Genomic DNA, 16,545 nt, shown 5'->3' with positions numbered 1-16,545 from the left:
TGTAGATTTGGACAGAGTACATTCCGGTGATTTTAACTGAATTACGGGCGTTATCAGTGCGGGCCCGAGGTAAAGGTAGATATGAAAACTGTAGGACTTGTCGGTTGGCGTGGCATGGTTGGTTCCGTGCTGATGCAGCGTATGATCGAAGAGCGTGACTTTGACGTTGTACGCCCGGTGTTTTTCTCCACTTCCCAGCACGGCCAGGCCGCGCCGGAGTTTGGCGGCCGCTCTGCCGGTACGCTGCAGGATGCGTTTGATATCGATGCGCTGAGCGCGCTGGATATCATCATCACCTGCCAGGGTGGGGATTACACCAGCGAAGTCTATCCAAAACTGCGTGCCGCTGGCTGGCAGGGTTACTGGATTGACGCTGCTTCCACGCTGCGCATGAAGGACGATGCGATTATCATCCTCGACCCGGTCAACCACCAGGTCATCCACGACGGCCTGAACAACGGCATTAAAACCTTCGTTGGCGGTAACTGTACCGTCAGCCTGATGCTGATGTCGCTGGGCGGTCTGTTTGCTAACGATCTGGTGGAGTGGGCTTCCGTTGCCACCTATCAGGCAGCATCCGGCGGCGGCGCGCGCCATATGCGTGAACTGCTGGCTCAGATGGGCATGCTGCATGACCACGTAGCAAAAGAGCTGCACAACCCGGCATCGGCCATTCTCGATATCGAGCGCCGCGTGACCGAGCTGACCCGCAGCGGCACCCTGCCAACCGATAACTTTGGTGTACCGCTGGCCGGTAGCCTGATCCCGTGGATCGATAAGCAGCTGGAAAACGGTCAGAGCCGCGAAGAGTGGAAAGGTCAGGCGGAAACCAACAAAATCCTGCGCACCGACAGCGTGATTCCGGTTGACGGTCTGTGCGTGCGCGTCGGTGCACTGCGCTGCCACAGCCAGGCGTTTACGCTGAAGCTGAAAAAAGACGTGCCGCTGGATGAGGTCACTCAGCTGCTGGCTTCCCACAACGAGTGGGTGAAAGTGGTGCCAAACGATCGTGAGCTGACCATGCGCGAGCTGACGCCTGCTGCGGTCACCGGCACGCTAAACACTCCGGTGGGTCGTCTGCGCAAGCTGAATATGGGGCCGGAATATCTTTCCGCCTTCACCGTTGGCGATCAGCTGCTGTGGGGTGCGGCTGAACCGCTGCGCCGTATGCTGCGCCTGCTGGTCGGCTAAACGGCTCGCTTTCCCCTGTCGTCTGCGGCAGGGGAAAGTATCTGTTTGTTATATTCTGATTCATTCATTATCACTAACGGCCTCACCTGCTATTACCCGTTTTTCTGAATACCCGATCTACCGTTTTGAGTTTTTCCGCCTGATTCGGGGCTTTCCCCAACTGGCGCTTAAGAAGCTTCTGACGTTCCTGCCTTATGCCCTAACAGCAGTACAGTTTGATGTGAAAGAAATATTTTTACGCTTTCGTACCCGGCTATTGTTGTCACCTGGCTATGCTTAAATCAGTCGTTGTTCCATCAGCAAATAAAAGTTTCGCTTAAGGGTTTATTATCGCGTGCTGCGGTGGTTTTTCCAGCGGATGGTCATATCCCCTGCAGCATGCCATTAAGCTCAATGAAGAGCAGAGCATGTCCGTAACGTTTTAACGTTCGGCCATCGCCTGCCGTCTATCATGGGAAGAAAGTCATGTCAGAGCTTGCCGATCGTCGTGAGATTAATGCTTTACTTTCTGGTCACCTCGCGGACCCTTTTTCACTTTTGGGCATGCACCAAACCGCTAAAGGCCTGGTGGTTCGTGCCCTGCTACCGGACGCCAGCGAAGTCTGGGTGATTGAAACCAGCACCGGGCGTAAATGCGCGCAGCTGGAGTGCCTGGACGGGCGCGGTTTTTTTCAGGCGGTGATCCCCCGCCGCAAGAATATGTTTCGCTATCAGCTGGCGGTGACGTGGCACGGCCAGCAAAACCTGATTGATGATGCCTACCGGTTTGGCCCGCTGCTGCCCGAAATGGACAGCTGGCTGCTGGCGGAGGGCACGCACCTGCGACCGTACGAAAAAATGGGCGCGCATGCCGACGTCATTGATAATGTTATCGGCACACGCTTCTCAGTATGGGCACCGAATGCCCAGCGTGTTTCCGTCGTGGGCGAGTTTAACTATTGGGACGGCCGCCGCCATCCTATGCGCTTTCGTCGCGAACTGGGCGTATGGGAGCTGTTTATTCCGGCCGCCCGGCCCGGCCAGCTGTACAAGTTCGAAATCGTTGATGCTCACGGCCAGCTGCGGCTGAAAGCCGACCCGTATTCCTTTGAAGCTCAGATGCGCCCTCAAACGGCCTCGATGATCTGCGGCCTGCCGGAAAAAACCGAAATTTCCCCTGAACGCCAGCGTGCCAACGGCTTTGATGCCCCCATCTCAATTTATGAAGTGCATCTGGGTTCCTGGCGACGCCATACTGATAACAACTTCTGGCTAAGCTACAAAGAGCTGGAGGAACAGCTGGTTCCCTACGCCGTAGAGATGGGCTTTACCCATCTGGAGCTGATGCCGATTAATGAGCATCCGTTTGACGGCAGCTGGGGCTATCAGCCGCTGGGCCTTTATGCCCCCACCCGGCGTTTTGGTACGCGAGACGATTTCCGTTCGTTTATTGCGGCAGCGCACAACGCCGGGCTTAACGTGCTGCTCGACTGGGTGCCTGGCCACTTCCCCTCTGATGAGTTTGGCCTGTCGAATTTTGACGGCACCAATTTGTACGAACACAGCGACCCGCGTGAAGGCTATCACCAGGACTGGAATACCCTGATTTACAACTTTGGCCGCCGGGAAGTGAGCAACTACCTGGCGGGCAATGCCCTGTACTGGATCGAACGCTTTGGCATTGACGGCCTGCGCGTGGATGCGGTGGCCTCGATGATTTATCGCGACTACAGCCGCGCCGAAGGTGAATGGGTACCGAACTACTACGGCGGGCGGGAAAATCTGGAGGCCATCTCCTTCCTGCGCTACACCAACCGAACGCTGGGCCATGCCGCGCCGGGTTCGATTACCATCGCTGAAGAGTCCACGGATTTTAACGGCGTCTCGCGTCCGCCGGAAATGGGTGGCCTGGGCTTCTGGTTCAAGTGGAACCTTGGCTGGATGCACGACACGCTCGACTACATGAAACTGGACCCGGTGCATCGCCGCTATCATCACAATCTGATGACCTTCGGCATGCTCTACAACTACACCGAGAATTTCGTGCTGCCGCTGTCGCACGATGAAGTGGTTCACGGTAAACGTTCGATTCTGGACCGCATGCCGGGCGATGCCTGGCAGAAATTCGCCAACCTGCGCGCCTACTACGGCTGGATGTTCGGTTTCCCCGGCAAGAAACTGCTGTTTATGGGTAACGAGTTTGCCCAGGGACGCGAGTGGAATCACGACAGCAGCCTTGACTGGCACCTGCTGGAAGGGGGAGACAGCTGGCATAACGGCGTGCAGCGGCTGGTCCGCGATCTCAACCACACCTATCGCGCGCATCCGGCGCTGTACCAGCTCGACTTCGAACCCGCCGGTTTTGAGTGGCTGGTGGTGGATGACTTTGAAAACTCAGTGTTTGTCTACGTGCGCCGCGACCGCGACGGCAACGAGCTGATCGTCGCCAGTAATTTCACCCCGGTGCCGCGCTATGACTACCGTTTTGGCGTGTCGCAGGGCGGGCGCTGGCGTGAAGTGCTGAACACCGATTCTGGCCACTATCACGGTGGCAATCTCGGTAACTGCGGCACTATCGATACCGACGACTGGGGAAGCCACGGCCGCAGCCACTCGCTGAGCCTGACGCTGCCGCCCCTTTCCACTCTGTGGCTGGTTCGGGAGGCGTAATGGCACCGATACGTTCGGGTAAACCGCAGCCCCTCGGGGCCAGCTACGACGGCAAAGGCGTTAACTTTACGCTGTTCTCTCAGCATGCGGAGCGCGTGGAGCTGTGCCTGTTTGATGAGAAAGGCCGTGAGAAACGTATCGATCTGCCCGCACGCAGCGGCGATATCTGGCACGGCTATCTGCCTGCCATCCATCCGGGCCAGCGCTACGGTTATCGGGTACACGGTCCGTGGGCACCGGCGCAGGGTAAACGTTTTAACCCGGCGAAGCTGCTGGTAGACCCCTGCGCGCATCAGGTAGAGGGTGAAGTCTGTGACGATCCGCGCTTCCAGTGCGGTGAAGAAATCCCGGACGCGGCGGATAACGCCAGCATCGCACCGAAATGCGTGGTGCTGGCCGATGACTTCGACTGGGAAGACGACGCCGCGCCGCATGTTCCCTGGGGTAGCACGGTGATTTATGAGGCCCACGTTCGCGGTCTGACCTGCCAGCACCCCGATCTGCCGCCTGAAATTCGCGGCACCTACGCCGCGCTGGGGCATCCGGTGATGATTCACTATTTTCAGCAGTTGGGGATCACCAGCCTTGAGCTGCTGCCGGTGGCCTGCTTTGCCAGCGAACCGCGCCTGCTGCGCATGGGGCTGACCAACTACTGGGGCTATAACCCGCTGGCCTGCTACGCGCTGGATACCCGCTATGCCGCCAGCCAGAACGCGCGGGAAGAGTTCCAGCTTGCCGTCAAAGCGCTGCATCAGGCGGGAATTGAGGTGATTCTTGACGTGGTGTTTAACCACACCGCAGAGCTGGAAGAAACCGGTCCGATGCTGTCGATGCGCGGCATTGATAACCAGAGTTATTACTGGCTGACAGAACAGGGCGAGTACCAGAACTGGACCGGCTGCGGTAACACGCAAAACCTCAGCCACCCGCAGGTGATGGCCTGGGCACTCGACTGCCTGCGCTACTGGGTGGAGGTGTGCCACGTTGACGGTTTCCGCTTCGATCTGGCCACGGTGTTAGGCCGCACGCCGGACTACCAGCGCGATGCGCCGCTGTTCCAGGCGATTGCCGCCGATCCGCTGCTGTCAAAATGCAAACTGATCGCCGAACCCTGGGATATCGGGCCTGGCGGCTATCAGGTGGGGGATTTCCCCTGGCCATTTGCCGAATGGAACGATCACTTTCGCGATGCTGCCCGCCGCTACTGGCTGCACGGAGATCTCTCCAACGGCGAGTTTGCCCGGCGGTTTGCCGCTTCCAGCGATGTTTTTCAACGTGACGGGCGGCCACCTTCCAGCAGTATTAACCTGATCACCGCACACGACGGTTTTACCCTGCGCGACGTGGTCAGCTTTAACCAGAAACACAATGAGGCCAACGGTGAAGATAACCGTGACGGCAGCAGCAGCAATTTCAGCCATAACCACGGCGTGGAAGGGCTGCACGCACCGCTGTTGGTTACGGAACATCGCCGCCGCAGTGCGCATGCGCTGCTGACCACGCTGTTGCTGGCACAGGGAACGCCGATGCTGCTGGCAGGCGATGAGCACGGCCACAGCCAGCACGGAAATAACAATGCCTATTGCCAGGATAACCCGCTGACCTGGCTCGACTGGCTACACTGTGATAGTGGGTTATTTTCCTTCACTGCCGCGTTAATCCATCTGCGCCGCCGCATCCCGGCGCTGCAAAGCGATCGCTGGTGGCAGGAAGGTGATGGAAACGTTGAATGGCTGAACCAGCAGGGTAAGCCGCTCAGCGCCAGTGAGTGGCAGCAGGGAGCACATCGTTTGCAAATCCGGCTTTCGCAGCACTGGCTCATCGTGCTCAACGCCACCGAAGAAGTGTGTGACCTGATTTTACCTCAGGGAAATTGGCACGCCATCCCTCCCTTTGCCGGGGACGATAATCCGATCCGGTCAACTGTCTGGCATGGTGCAGCGCACGGCGTGTGCGTGTTCCAGGAAAAAACATAACAGGAGTCAGGCATGGCCAAGTTTAATAAGAACGATTCCCTGATGCTGGCAAGACAGCTGCCAACGCAAACTGTGGCCCTGATCCTCGCCGGTGGGCGCGGTACGCGGCTGCGCGATCTCACCGCCAAGCGCGCCAAACCGGCGGTTCACTTCGGCGGTAAGTTTCGTATTATCGACTTCGCACTCTCTAACTGCCTGAATTCAGGCATCCGCCGCATCGCGGTGATCACCCAGTATCAGTCGCACACGCTGGTTCAGCATATTCAGCGAGGCTGGTCGTTCCTGAATGAAGAGATGAATGAGTTCGTCGATCTTCTGCCTGCCCAGCAGCGGCTGTCGACCGAGCACTGGTATCGCGGGACTGCCGATGCCGTCACGCAGAACCTCGATATCATCCGGCGCTACCGCGCGCAGTACATCGTTATTCTGGCAGGCGATCACATCTATAAGATGGACTACTCCCGCATGCTGCTCGACCACGTCGAAAACGACGCGCGCTGCACCATCGCCTGCCTGCCGGTACCGCTGGAAGAAGCCAGTTCGTTTGGCGTAATGAAGGTGGATGAAAACAATCGCGTGGTCGAGTTCCTGGAGAAACCGGCCGATCCGCCGTCGATGCCCGGGGATAGCAGCAAGGCGCTGGCCAGTATGGGCATCTACGTCTTTGATGCGCACTATCTTTATAGCCTGCTGGAAGCCGACCAGGAGCTGCCGGAATCCGACCACGATTTCGGCAAGGATCTGTTACCGAAAATCGTGGCCAGCGGAGAAGCGCTGGCTCACTCCTTCAGTCTGTCCTGCGTACAAAGTGGGGAAGCCGTTGAGCCCTACTGGCGTGACGTCGGCACGCTGGAAGCCTACTGGAAGGCAAACCTCGATCTGGCTTCGGTCACCCCGGAGCTGGATATGTACGACAGTACCTGGCCAATTCGTACCCATATGGAGCCGCTGCCGCCGGCGAAATTCGTGCAGGACCGTTCCGGCAGCCATGGTATGACAATGAATTCACTGGTGTCGGGAGGCTGCATTATCTCCGGCTCGGTGGTAGTGAACTCGGTGCTGTTCTCCCGCGTTCGAATCAACTCCTTCTGCAATATTGAGTCGTCGGTATTACTGCCGGATGTGGAGGTGGGACGCTCCTGCCGCCTGCGCCGCTGCGTGATAGACCGCGCCTGCGTGCTGCCAGAAGGGACGGTGATTGGCGAAAACCCGGATGATGATGCCCGGCGTTTCCACCGATCGGAAGAGGGAATTGTTCTGGTCACAAGGACCATGCTGGCGAAGCTCGGCTGGATCAGCTAGGCGTAACGACGTGATGACCTGACAGCATCACGTTCTGGCACTGTTAAGGAGCCGATAATGCAGGTGTTACATGTCTGTTCAGAGATTTTCCCGCTGCTGAAAACCGGCGGGCTTGCTGATGTTGTTGGGGCATTACCGGCGGCACAGATTGCGGAAGGAATGGATACACGCGTATTACTTCCGGCATTCCCCGATTTGAAAAAGGGAATTACCGATGCGGTTGTGGTGGCGAAACTGCAAACTTTTGCCGGCTATGTCGAATTACTGTTTGGGCACTATGACGGCGTGGGGATCTATCTGATCGATGCGCCGGGTCTGTACGATCGCCCGGGCAGCCCGTATCACGATGAATCACAGTTTGCCTATACCGATAACTATCTGCGCTTCGCGCTGCTGGGCTGGATGGGCTGCGAAATGGCCTGCGGTCTGGATACCTTCTGGCGTCCGGATGTGGTTCATGCGCACGACTGGCATGCCGGGCTGACCTGTGCCTATCTGGCCGCGCGCGGTCGTCCGGCGAAGTCGGTGTTTACCGTGCATAACCTGGCGTATCAGGGACTGTTTAACGCGCACCATCTGGAGCAGATCCAGCTGCCGCGCTCGTTTTTCAATATGTACGGGCTGGAGTTTTACGGCCAGATCTCCTACCTGAAAGCGGGCCTGTACTACGCCGACCATATAACGGCAGTCAGCCCGACCTATGCCCAGGAGATCACTCAACCTGAGTTTGGCTACGGTATGGAAGACCTGCTCAAGCAGCGTCAGCTGGAAGGCAGACTGAGCGGTATTCTGAACGGCGTCGACCCGGCCATCTGGGACCCGCAGCATGATCCGCTGCTGACGGCCCGCTATAACCGTGATGTTCTGGACACCAAAGTTGAGAACAAGCGCCAGCTGCAAATTGCGATGGGGCTAAAAATTGATGAAAAAGCGCCGATTTTTGCCGTGGTCAGCCGCCTGACCAAACAGAAAGGTTTGGATCTGGTGCTGGAAGCCCTGCCGGGCCTGCTGGAACAAGGGGGGCAGCTGGTGCTTCTGGGGGCCGGAGATGCGGTTCTTCAACAGGGATTCCTGGCCGCCGCCGCCGAGTATCCGGGCCAGGTTGGCGTACAGATCGGCTACCACGAGGCGTTTTCCCACCGCATTATGGGCGGTGCAGATGTGATTCTCGTGCCCAGCCGTTTTGAGCCCTGCGGCCTGACCCAGCTCTACGGTCTGAAATACGGCACCCTGCCGCTGGTGCGGCGCACCGGTGGGCTGGCCGATACGGTAAATGATTGTTCGCTGGAAAACCTCGCAGACGGTATCGCCAGCGGTTTTGTGTTCGAAGATAGCAACGCGTGGTCACTGCTGCGCGCTATCCGACGTGCTTTCGTCCTCTGGTCCCGTCCTTCACTCTGGCGCTATGTTCAGCGGCAGGCTATGGGGATGGATTTTAGCTGGCAGGTGGCTGCTGTTGCCTACCGCGATCTCTATCAACGTTTGTTGTAACCTGACGATGGGAAACTGATATGAACGCACCTTTCTCCTATGCCTCACCGACGCTCAGCGTGGATGCCCTCAAGCATTCGATAGCCTACAAGCTGATGTTTACCATTGGTAAAGATCCGTCCATTGCGAATAAACACGAGTGGCTGAACGCCACGTTACTGGCGGTACGCGATCGTATGGTAGAGCGCTGGCTGCGTTCAAATCGTGCCCAGCTGTCGCAGGATGTCCGACAGGTTTACTACCTGTCGATGGAGTTTCTGGTTGGCCGCACCCTCTCCAATGCCCTGCTGGCAATGGGAATTTATGAGGATGCGCAGACGGCGCTGGAAGAGATGGGCTTCGACCTTGAGGAACTGATTGAAGAAGAGAACGACCCGGGACTGGGCAACGGCGGCCTGGGGCGCCTGGCAGCCTGCTTCCTGGATTCCCTCGCCACGCTCGGCCTTCCGGGGCGCGGTTACGGCATCCGTTACGACTACGGTATGTTTAAGCAGAATATTGTCGACGGCCAGCAGGCGGAATCACCGGACTACTGGCTGGAATACGGCAACCCGTGGGAGTTTCAGCGCTTCAACACACGCTATAAGGTGCGTTTCGGCGGGCGTATCCAGCAGGAGGGCAGCCGCTCGCGCTGGGTAGAAACAGAAGAAGTGCTGGCAATGGCCTACGACCAGATCATCCCCGGGTTTGATACCGATGCCACTAACACCCTGCGGCTATGGGGCGCTCAGGCCAGTAACGAAATCAACCTCGGTAAATTTAACCAGGGCGATTACTTCGCGGCGGTGGAAGATAAAAACCATTCCGAAAACGTGTCCCGCGTGCTGTATCCCGACGACTCAACCTATTCAGGGCGTGAGCTGCGCCTGCGTCAGGAGTACTTCCTGGTCTCATCCACGGTGCAGGATATCCTCCATCGCCACTGGGCGATGCATCAGACCTTTGACAATCTGGCGGATAAGATCGCCATCCACCTGAATGATACCCATCCGGTGCTGGCCATCCCCGAGCTGATGCGCGTGCTGATCGATGAGAGCAAATTCAGCTGGGATGACGCGTTCGGCGTGGCCTGTCAGGTTTTCTCCTACACCAACCATACGCTGATGCAGGAAGCGCTGGAAACGTGGCCGGTGGATATGATTGGCAAGATCCTGCCGCGCCACCTGCAGATTATCTTTGAGATTAACGACTACTTCCTGAAAACCATTCAGGATCAGTACCCTGAGGACTGGGAGCTGCTGTCGCGTATTTCAATTATCGATGAAAATAACGGCCGCAAAGTTCGCATGGCGTGGCTGGCGGTGGTGGTCAGCCACAAGGTTAACGGCGTCTCTGAACTGCACTCTAATCTGATGGTGCAGTCACTGTTTGCTGATTTCGCCAAACTCTTCCCCGGCCGCTTCTGCAATAAAACCAACGGGGTGACGCCGCGTCGCTGGCTGGCGCTGGCCAACCCGTCATTGTCCGGCGTGCTGGACGAAGCAATTGGTCGAACCTGGCGCACCGACCTCAGCCAGCTGGAAGAGCTGAAGCAGCATATTGATTATCCGAATTTCATTAGCAAAATCCGCGATGCCAAACTGGCAAATAAAAAGCGTCTGGCAATCTATATCGCGCAGAAACTTGATATCGTGGTCGACCCGCATGCGATGTTCGACGTGCAGATCAAGCGCATCCATGAATACAAGCGCCAGCTACTGAACGTGCTGCACGTGATCACCCGCTACAACCGCATCAAAGCCGATCCGGATGCTGAATGGGTACCGCGCGTGTGTATCTTTGCCGGTAAAGCCGCTTCGGCCTACTATATGGCCAAGCACATTATCCATTTAATCAACGATGTCGCGAAGGTGATCAACAGCGATCCGCAGGTGAAGAACCGGCTGAAAGTGGTGTTTATTCCCAACTATGGCGTCAGCCTTGCACAGATTATTATTCCGGCGGCCGATCTCTCCGAGCAGATCTCGCTGGCCGGAACGGAAGCCTCGGGCACCAGTAATATGAAGTTCGCGCTGAACGGTGCGCTGACCATCGGCACACTGGATGGGGCAAACGTTGAGATGCTGGAGCACGTGGGTGAAGAAAATATCTTTATTTTCGGCAACACCACGCCGCAGGTCGAGGAACTGCGCAGCAATGGCTACAGCTCGCATAAGTATTACGAGCAGGATGCGGAACTGCATCAGGTGCTGACGCAGATCGCCACCGGGGTGTTCAGCCCGCAGGAGCCGGGCCGCTACCGTAATATTTTTGATTCGCTGGTGAACCTGGGCGATCACTATCAGCTGCTGGCGGACTACCGCAGCTATGTCGATACTCAGGACAAGGTAGATAAGCTTTATCGTAATAAAGGTGAGTGGACGCGACGGGCACTGATTAATATCGCCAATATGGGCTATTTCTCTTCGGACCGCACCATTCAGGAATATGCGGATGAAATCTGGGGCATCCAGCCCATCCGCCTGTAGGCTATCCAGGAAGTAAAAAGGGCGACCGCTATCTGGCGGTCGCCCTTTTATTTGCGGCGATCAGGATGCCAGCGACAGTACCGGTTTCGCGTGCTGAACCAGCCACTCGGCAACACGCGCCTGCTGCTGCTCATTCAGCCACATACCCTCTTTGGTACGGCGCCAGATGGCATCTTCTTTCGTGCGAACCCACTCTTTCTGCACCAGATAACGCAGCTCTGCCTCGTAGAAGTGGTGACCAAACAGTTCACCTAAATCATCCAGGCTCTTCGCCTCTTTCAGGAACAGTTCGCTACTGCTGCCGTAGGTGCGGGCATAGTGGCGAGCCATATCTTCGGTGATAAACGGATAGCGGCGGCGCAGGCTGGCCGCGTAATCTTCGCGGCTTCCGGCAAAATCACCGCCCGGCAGCACGCAGGTTTTGGTCCATGCCGCGCCGATCCCCGGATAATATTTGCTGAGTTTTTCCATCGCATGCTCGGCCAGCTTACGATAGGTGGTCAGCTTGCCGCCAAACACCGACAGCAGCGGCGCCTGACCCTGCTCGTCGTGCACGTCCAGCGTGTAGTCGCGGGTAATCGCCTGCGGAGAGTCGGACTCGTCATCGCACAGCGGACGCACACCGGAATAGGTCCAGACGATGTCGTCCTTCGCCAGCGTTTTCTTGAAGTGGGTGTTATAGACATTCAGCAGATAGTCGATCTCTTTATCGTCAATCTTGACGTCTTTCGGATCGCCTTTGTACTCCACGTCGGTGGTGCCGATAATCGAGAACTCATCCATCCACGGAATAACAAACACAATACGGTGATCTTCGTTCTGCAGAATGTAGGCCTGTTTCTGGGTATGCACACGCGGCACGACGATATGGCTGCCTTTAATCAGGCGAATACCGTAGGGGGATTTCAGTTTCAGTCCGTCATCAAACAGCTGCTTAACCCACGGGCCTGCGGCATTGACCAGGCCTTTCGCCTGCCAGGTATACACTTTACCGCTGTCGATATCTTCGGCTTCAACGGTCCACAGGCCGTTTTCACGCCAGGCTTTGGTCACGCGGGTACGGGTGCGCACTTCGCCACCGCGCTTTTCAATTTCCTGCGCGTTAAGTACCACCAGGCGAGCATCGTCCACCCAGCAGTCGGAATATTCGAAACCGCGCACGATTTCAGGTTTAAGTACTGAGTCTGCGCCAAAACGCAAACCTTTACTTCCCGGCAGGCTGGTACGTTTGCCGAGATGATCGTACATAAACAGACCGATACGGATCATCCAGGCCGGGCGAAGATGCGGGCGGTGCGGCAGGCGGAAACGCATGGGGAAAGCAATATGCGGTGCCATTTTTAACAGCACTTCACGCTCGGCCAGCGCCTCACTAACCAGGCGGAATTCGTAGTGTTCCAGATAGCGTAAGCCACCGTGGATTAATTTAGAACTGGCGGAAGAGGTGGCGCAGGCGAGGTCTTGAGCCTCCAGCATCAGCACCGACAATCCACGTCCGGCTGCATCGGCCGCAATACCAGCGCCGTTAATACCGCCGCCGATTACGATCAGGTCTTTGATTTCCACGTCATCTCCTCCGATGTTCGGAATCGTTCAATAATGTTCGTTTTCGAGCATTATACTAATCGTAAACCAACATTGATGCCAGCGTTAACCGGATAAAAACATTTATGCGTGATGCAGGTAACATATTTTCTTTAATCATTACGCAAATTACGCCGCCCAGCTCTGGTTAAACCCTACCCGCTTCAGGCTACAATAGGATTTAATTGACGACTTTTGACTGTTAACGAGACCCCATCATGGAACAATTTGAGTGTATCAACGTCCAGGAAGCCCGACAGAAACTGGCAGACGGGCAAACCCTGCTGGTTGATATCCGCGATCCGCAAAGCTTCTCTGCGGCTCATGCCACCGGTGCATTTCATCTGACCAATGACTCGCTGCCGGCCCTGATGGCCAGCGCTGACCTGAGCGGCTCGGTGCTGGTCATGTGCTACCACGGTAACAGCAGCAAAGGTGCAGCCCAGTATCTGCTGAACCAGGGGTTTGCGGCGGCCTACAGCATCGACGGCGGCTTTGATGCCTGGTACGCTGCATTCCCGCAGCAGGTAGAATCCGGCGCTCGCTGACCGGCGTACGGCAGTGGAAGCCTTTGATCCTGCAAGCTTCGATGTGACGGGGTATACTGCCGCTCTCGTTTTAATCTACAGGGAATCAGCCTTCTATTATGCGCATCACCCAATTTACCCATCTGCGCATGGCGCAGGCGTTTGTTGACTATATGGCGACGCGCGGCATTACGCTGCGCATTGAGCAGGAAGGCAACTACACGCTATGGCTGGATGATGAATCTCAGTTAAGCGTGGTCGAAAACGAACTTAACCAGTTTATACGCGAACCGGATCACCCGCGTTATCAGGCAGCCAGCTGGAAAACTGAAAATACCGACAGCGGCATCAAATACGTCAGTCCTGCTGGCCCATCGCTGAAGGTCAGAATGAAGGAGATGGCCGGGCCACTGACGATAGGGGTCAGTGTTGCTTCCATACTGGTCTACCTGCTGATTGCGCTGGGCGGTTATGCACAGGCGATTGCCTGGCTCGGCTGGCCGAAAGACAGCATGCAGCATTTCCAGGTGTGGCGCTGGTTCAGCCACGTGCTGATGAACTTCTCGCTGCTGGCACTGCTGATTAACCTGCTGTGGTGGTTTTATATTGGCGGGCGCATCGAAAAACAGCTCGGCAGCGGTAAGCTGTTTACCATCGCGCTGATCTCCGCGCTGCTGTGCGGTTTTGCGCAGTCCCGGTTTAACGGCTTCTGGTTCGGCGGGCTGTCTGGCGTTGACCATGCGCTGGTTGCTTATGCCTGGCTGCACGCGATGCGTGACGAGCGCAGTCCGCTGAATATTGGCGGCGGGCTGATGGGGATTTTTGTAGTGTGGGTGGTACTGGAAGCCACGGGCGTCTTCGGTGCGAACACCGGTCTGCCAAGCCACGTTGCCGGACTGCTGGTTGGCCTGGCCATGGCGTTTGTCGACACCCGCCAGAAAAAACGATAACAGGGGAACTCTTTTGAAGCAGACACAGCGTCATGACGCGATTATCGATCTGGTACGTCGCCAGGGATATGTCAGTACTGAAGAGCTGGTGGAGCATTTTGCGGTCAGTCCGCAAACCATCCGCCGCGATTTAAACGATCTGGCAGAGCAGAATAAAATTCATCGCCATCACGGTGGCGCAGCGCTGCCGTCCAGCTCGGAGAATACCGCCTGGCAGGACCGTAAAATGATGTGGTCTGCGGAAAAAGCGCGTATCGCCCAGCGGGTTGCCAGCCAAATCCCCGACGGGGCTTCACTGTTTATTGATATCGGCACCACGCCGGAAGCGGTGGCCCACGCGTTGATGAACCACAATAACCTGCGCATTGTGACCAACAATCTGAACGTAGCGGTGCTGCTCATGGCCAAGCCGGATTTCCGCCTGATCCTTGCCGGGGGAGAAGTACGCACCCGCGATGGCGGGATTATGGGCGAGGCCACGCTCGACTATATCTCCCAGTTCCGCCTGGATTACGGCATTCTGGGCATCAGCGGTATCGATCTGGATGGTTCACTGCTGGACTTCGACTACCACGAAGTGCGCACCAAGCGGGCAATTATTGAGAACTCTCGCTGTGTGATGCTGGTGGCAGACCACTCCAAGTTTGGTCGTAATGCAATGGTCAATCTGGGCAGCATGAGTCTGATTGACTATCTGTTTACTGATGAAGCGCCGCCACCGGAAATTATGAAAACCATTGAGCAGCATGAGGTACATCTGGAACTGTGCTAACGGTTTTTACTGAGCAGCCAGGCGCGGAATCTACCGCTGCCTGGCCAATCAGAAATAAATAGCAAAAAAATAACTATAAGCGTTTTTTATGCTTATTTTTCTTCATAGCGGATACAATTCAAAATTTAAATTTTGCTGCTAACTATTAGCATGAAAAGTTATTGTCCTCTGCTATCAAGGTCTGAAAAGAAAAATGAGTGAAGCCTGCGCGCCGGGAATTCCTTCCCCGCAAAATAACCCTATAAAATATAATAAATTATCCGATCGTCTCGATGCCCTACCCGCTACCGCCGGGCTGTGGCGTTTTATTGCCTTACTCTCGCTGGGTGGTTTCTTTGAACTCTATGATTTATTCCAGACGGGATATATTAGTTCAGGTTTAATCAGCGAGAACATATTTCATCTTGGTGAACTCGGCGTATTTGGAATATCTGACCAGGCCGCATTTGCCTCCGCGACTTTCCTCGGCCTGTTTATCGGTGCCAGCCTGTTGGCCCCTCACGCTGACCGTTTTGGCCGCCGGATGACCTTTATGTTCGCGCTGGCCTGGTACGGCTGCTTCTCCATGCTGATGGCGTTCCAGAACCAGGCAGAGTGGATTATTTTCTGCCGCTTTCTGGTGGGCGTCGGCCTGGGTATTGAACTGGTGACCATCGATACCTACCTCAGCGAATGCGTTCCGTCACGGCTGCGCAGTAAAGCCTTTGCTTTCGCCTTCTTTGTGCAGTTTCTTTCAGTACCCGCCGTCGCGCTGATGTCCTGGTGGCTGGTACCGCAGACCATTTTGGGCCTGACCGGCTGGCGCTGGGTGGTGATTGCCGGGGCCGTCTGCTCGATGGTTATCTGGCTGGTGCGGAAAAATCTGCCGGAGTCGCCGCGCTGGCTGGCACAGCAGGGTCGGCATCAGGAAGCCCATCAGGTGGTCAGCGGTCTGGAAATCCGCTGCGGCGTGCCGGTGACCGCCCCGAGTCCGGCAGAGATGGACACGGCAGCCACGCAGAAACCGCAGGGGCGCTTTCGTGATATCTGGCGGCCTGAGTATCGCCAGCGCACGCTGATGCTGGTGGTGATGAATATCTTCCAGGCAATCGGCTTCTTCGGCTTTGGCAACTGGCTGCCCGCGCTGCTTTCAGGTAAAGGTGCCAGCATCACCCACAGTCTGCTGTATGCCTTTTTTATCACCCTCGCCTACCCGCTGGGCTCACTGATTTGCAGCCGCTATGCGGATAAAATCGAGAACAAATGGCAGATCGTCCTATCGTCGCTGATGACGGTGATTTTCGGTACGCTGTTCGCCCTGCAGACCAATCCGCTGCTGTTAATCATCTGCGGATTCTGCATCACCTACTCTAACGCCTGGCTAACCTTCAGCTATCACGCCTATCAGACCGAGGTGTTTCCTACCTTTATCCGCGCACGCGCCGTCGGATTCTGCTATTCGTTCAGCCGCCTTTCAACGGTGTTCAGCAGCATTATTATCGGCATGATTTTGCAGGTGGCGGGCACCAAGGGTGTGGTGGCCTTTATCGTCGTCAGCATGCTGATTGTGATGCTGACCATCGGCATCTTCGGCCCGAAGACGCGCGGCATTAATCTGGATGATATCTGATAGAAATGCAGGGGCGGCAATCGTCG

General features: G+C 56.4%; 11 protein-coding genes. 10 read left to right on the top strand and 1 reads right to left on the bottom strand.

What is annotated here, in order from left to right; all coding sequences use genetic code 11:
* The first annotated feature begins 81 nt into the window (after nt 1–81).
* From asd to glgP, 6 genes are all read left to right on the top strand, one after another.
* Complete coding sequence (asd, locus tag IBT46_RS00890; RefSeq protein ID WP_105592180.1) at nt 82–1,191, top strand: aspartate-semialdehyde dehydrogenase; 1,110 nt, start codon at nt 82–84, stop codon at nt 1,189–1,191.
* 465 nt (nt 1,192–1,656) lie between these two features.
* Nucleotides 1,657–3,840, top strand: a complete 2,184-nt coding sequence (gene glgB / locus IBT46_RS00885) for a 1,4-alpha-glucan branching enzyme (RefSeq protein WP_200543196.1) — start codon at nt 1,657–1,659, stop codon at nt 3,838–3,840.
* Nucleotides 3,840–5,816, top strand: a complete 1,977-nt coding sequence (gene glgX / locus IBT46_RS00880; protein WP_200543193.1) for a glycogen debranching protein GlgX — start codon at nt 3,840–3,842, stop codon at nt 5,814–5,816. Before glgB ends, glgX begins: the two co-directional genes overlap by 1 nt.
* Nucleotides 5,817–5,828: 12 nt before the next feature.
* Nucleotides 5,829–7,118, top strand: a complete 1,290-nt coding sequence (gene glgC / locus IBT46_RS00875; RefSeq protein ID WP_200543191.1) for a glucose-1-phosphate adenylyltransferase — start codon at nt 5,829–5,831, stop codon at nt 7,116–7,118.
* 57 nt (nt 7,119–7,175) lie between these two features.
* Nucleotides 7,176–8,609, top strand: coding sequence for a glycogen synthase GlgA (glgA, locus tag IBT46_RS00870; RefSeq protein WP_200543188.1), 1,434 nt, complete (start codon nt 7,176–7,178; stop codon nt 8,607–8,609).
* 20 nt (nt 8,610–8,629) lie between these two features.
* A complete protein-coding gene (glgP, locus tag IBT46_RS00865) occupies nt 8,630–11,077 on the top strand; it encodes a glycogen phosphorylase (protein WP_200543179.1) in 2,448 nt (815 codons plus the stop codon).
* Between the two features lie 60 nt (nt 11,078–11,137).
* On the opposite strand, the gene glpD is transcribed toward glgP, so the two are convergent.
* Nucleotides 11,138–12,643 carry a glycerol-3-phosphate dehydrogenase gene (glpD, locus tag IBT46_RS00860; protein ID WP_105592186.1) on the bottom strand — a complete coding sequence of 502 codons (1,506 nt, stop codon included), beginning with the start codon at nt 12,641–12,643 and terminating at the stop codon, nt 11,138–11,140.
* Nucleotides 12,644–12,879: 236 nt separating this feature from the next.
* Between glpD and glpE the strand changes: the two genes are divergently transcribed.
* The 4 genes from glpE to IBT46_RS00840 all read left to right on the top strand — a co-directional run bounded on the left by glpE (nt 12,880) and on the right by IBT46_RS00840 (nt 16,519).
* Complete coding sequence (glpE, locus tag IBT46_RS00855) at nt 12,880–13,209, top strand: thiosulfate sulfurtransferase GlpE (protein ID WP_105592187.1); 330 nt, start codon at nt 12,880–12,882, stop codon at nt 13,207–13,209.
* A gap of 98 nt (nt 13,210–13,307) precedes the next feature.
* Nucleotides 13,308–14,138, top strand: a complete 831-nt coding sequence (gene glpG / locus IBT46_RS00850; protein ID WP_200543177.1) for a rhomboid family intramembrane serine protease GlpG — start codon at nt 13,308–13,310, stop codon at nt 14,136–14,138.
* Nucleotides 14,139–14,151: 13 nt separating this feature from the next.
* Nucleotides 14,152–14,910 carry a DeoR/GlpR family transcriptional regulator gene (locus IBT46_RS00845; protein ID WP_200543175.1) on the top strand — a complete coding sequence of 253 codons (759 nt, stop codon included), beginning with the start codon at nt 14,152–14,154 and terminating at the stop codon, nt 14,908–14,910.
* Nucleotides 14,911–15,103: 193 nt separating this feature from the next.
* A complete protein-coding gene (locus IBT46_RS00840) occupies nt 15,104–16,519 on the top strand; it encodes an MFS transporter (RefSeq protein ID WP_200543172.1) in 1,416 nt (471 codons plus the stop codon).
* The last annotated feature ends 26 nt before the right edge of the window (nt 16,520–16,545 follow it).

This window comes from Erwinia sp. S38 (genome assembly GCF_016624545.1).
In the GTDB taxonomy this organism is placed as follows: domain Bacteria; phylum Pseudomonadota; class Gammaproteobacteria; order Enterobacterales; family Enterobacteriaceae; genus Erwinia; species Erwinia coffeiphila.
This window is presented reverse-complemented; position numbering and strand designations above follow the sequence as displayed.

Coding starts and splice junctions, on each gene's coding strand:
- asd (WP_105592180.1), top strand. CDS start 82: ATGAAAACTGTAGGACTTGTCGGTTGGCGTGGCATGGTTGGTTCCGTG.
- glgB (WP_200543196.1), top strand. CDS start 1,657: ATGTCAGAGCTTGCCGATCGTCGTGAGATTAATGCTTTACTTTCTGGT.
- glgX (WP_200543193.1), top strand. CDS start 3,840: ATGGCACCGATACGTTCGGGTAAACCGCAGCCCCTCGGGGCCAGCTAC.
- glgC (WP_200543191.1), top strand. CDS start 5,829: ATGGCCAAGTTTAATAAGAACGATTCCCTGATGCTGGCAAGACAGCTG.
- glgA (WP_200543188.1), top strand. CDS start 7,176: ATGCAGGTGTTACATGTCTGTTCAGAGATTTTCCCGCTGCTGAAAACC.
- glgP (WP_200543179.1), top strand. CDS start 8,630: ATGAACGCACCTTTCTCCTATGCCTCACCGACGCTCAGCGTGGATGCC.
- glpE (WP_105592187.1), top strand. CDS start 12,880: ATGGAACAATTTGAGTGTATCAACGTCCAGGAAGCCCGACAGAAACTG.
- glpG (WP_200543177.1), top strand. CDS start 13,308: ATGCGCATCACCCAATTTACCCATCTGCGCATGGCGCAGGCGTTTGTT.
- IBT46_RS00840 (WP_200543172.1), top strand. CDS start 15,104: ATGAGTGAAGCCTGCGCGCCGGGAATTCCTTCCCCGCAAAATAACCCT.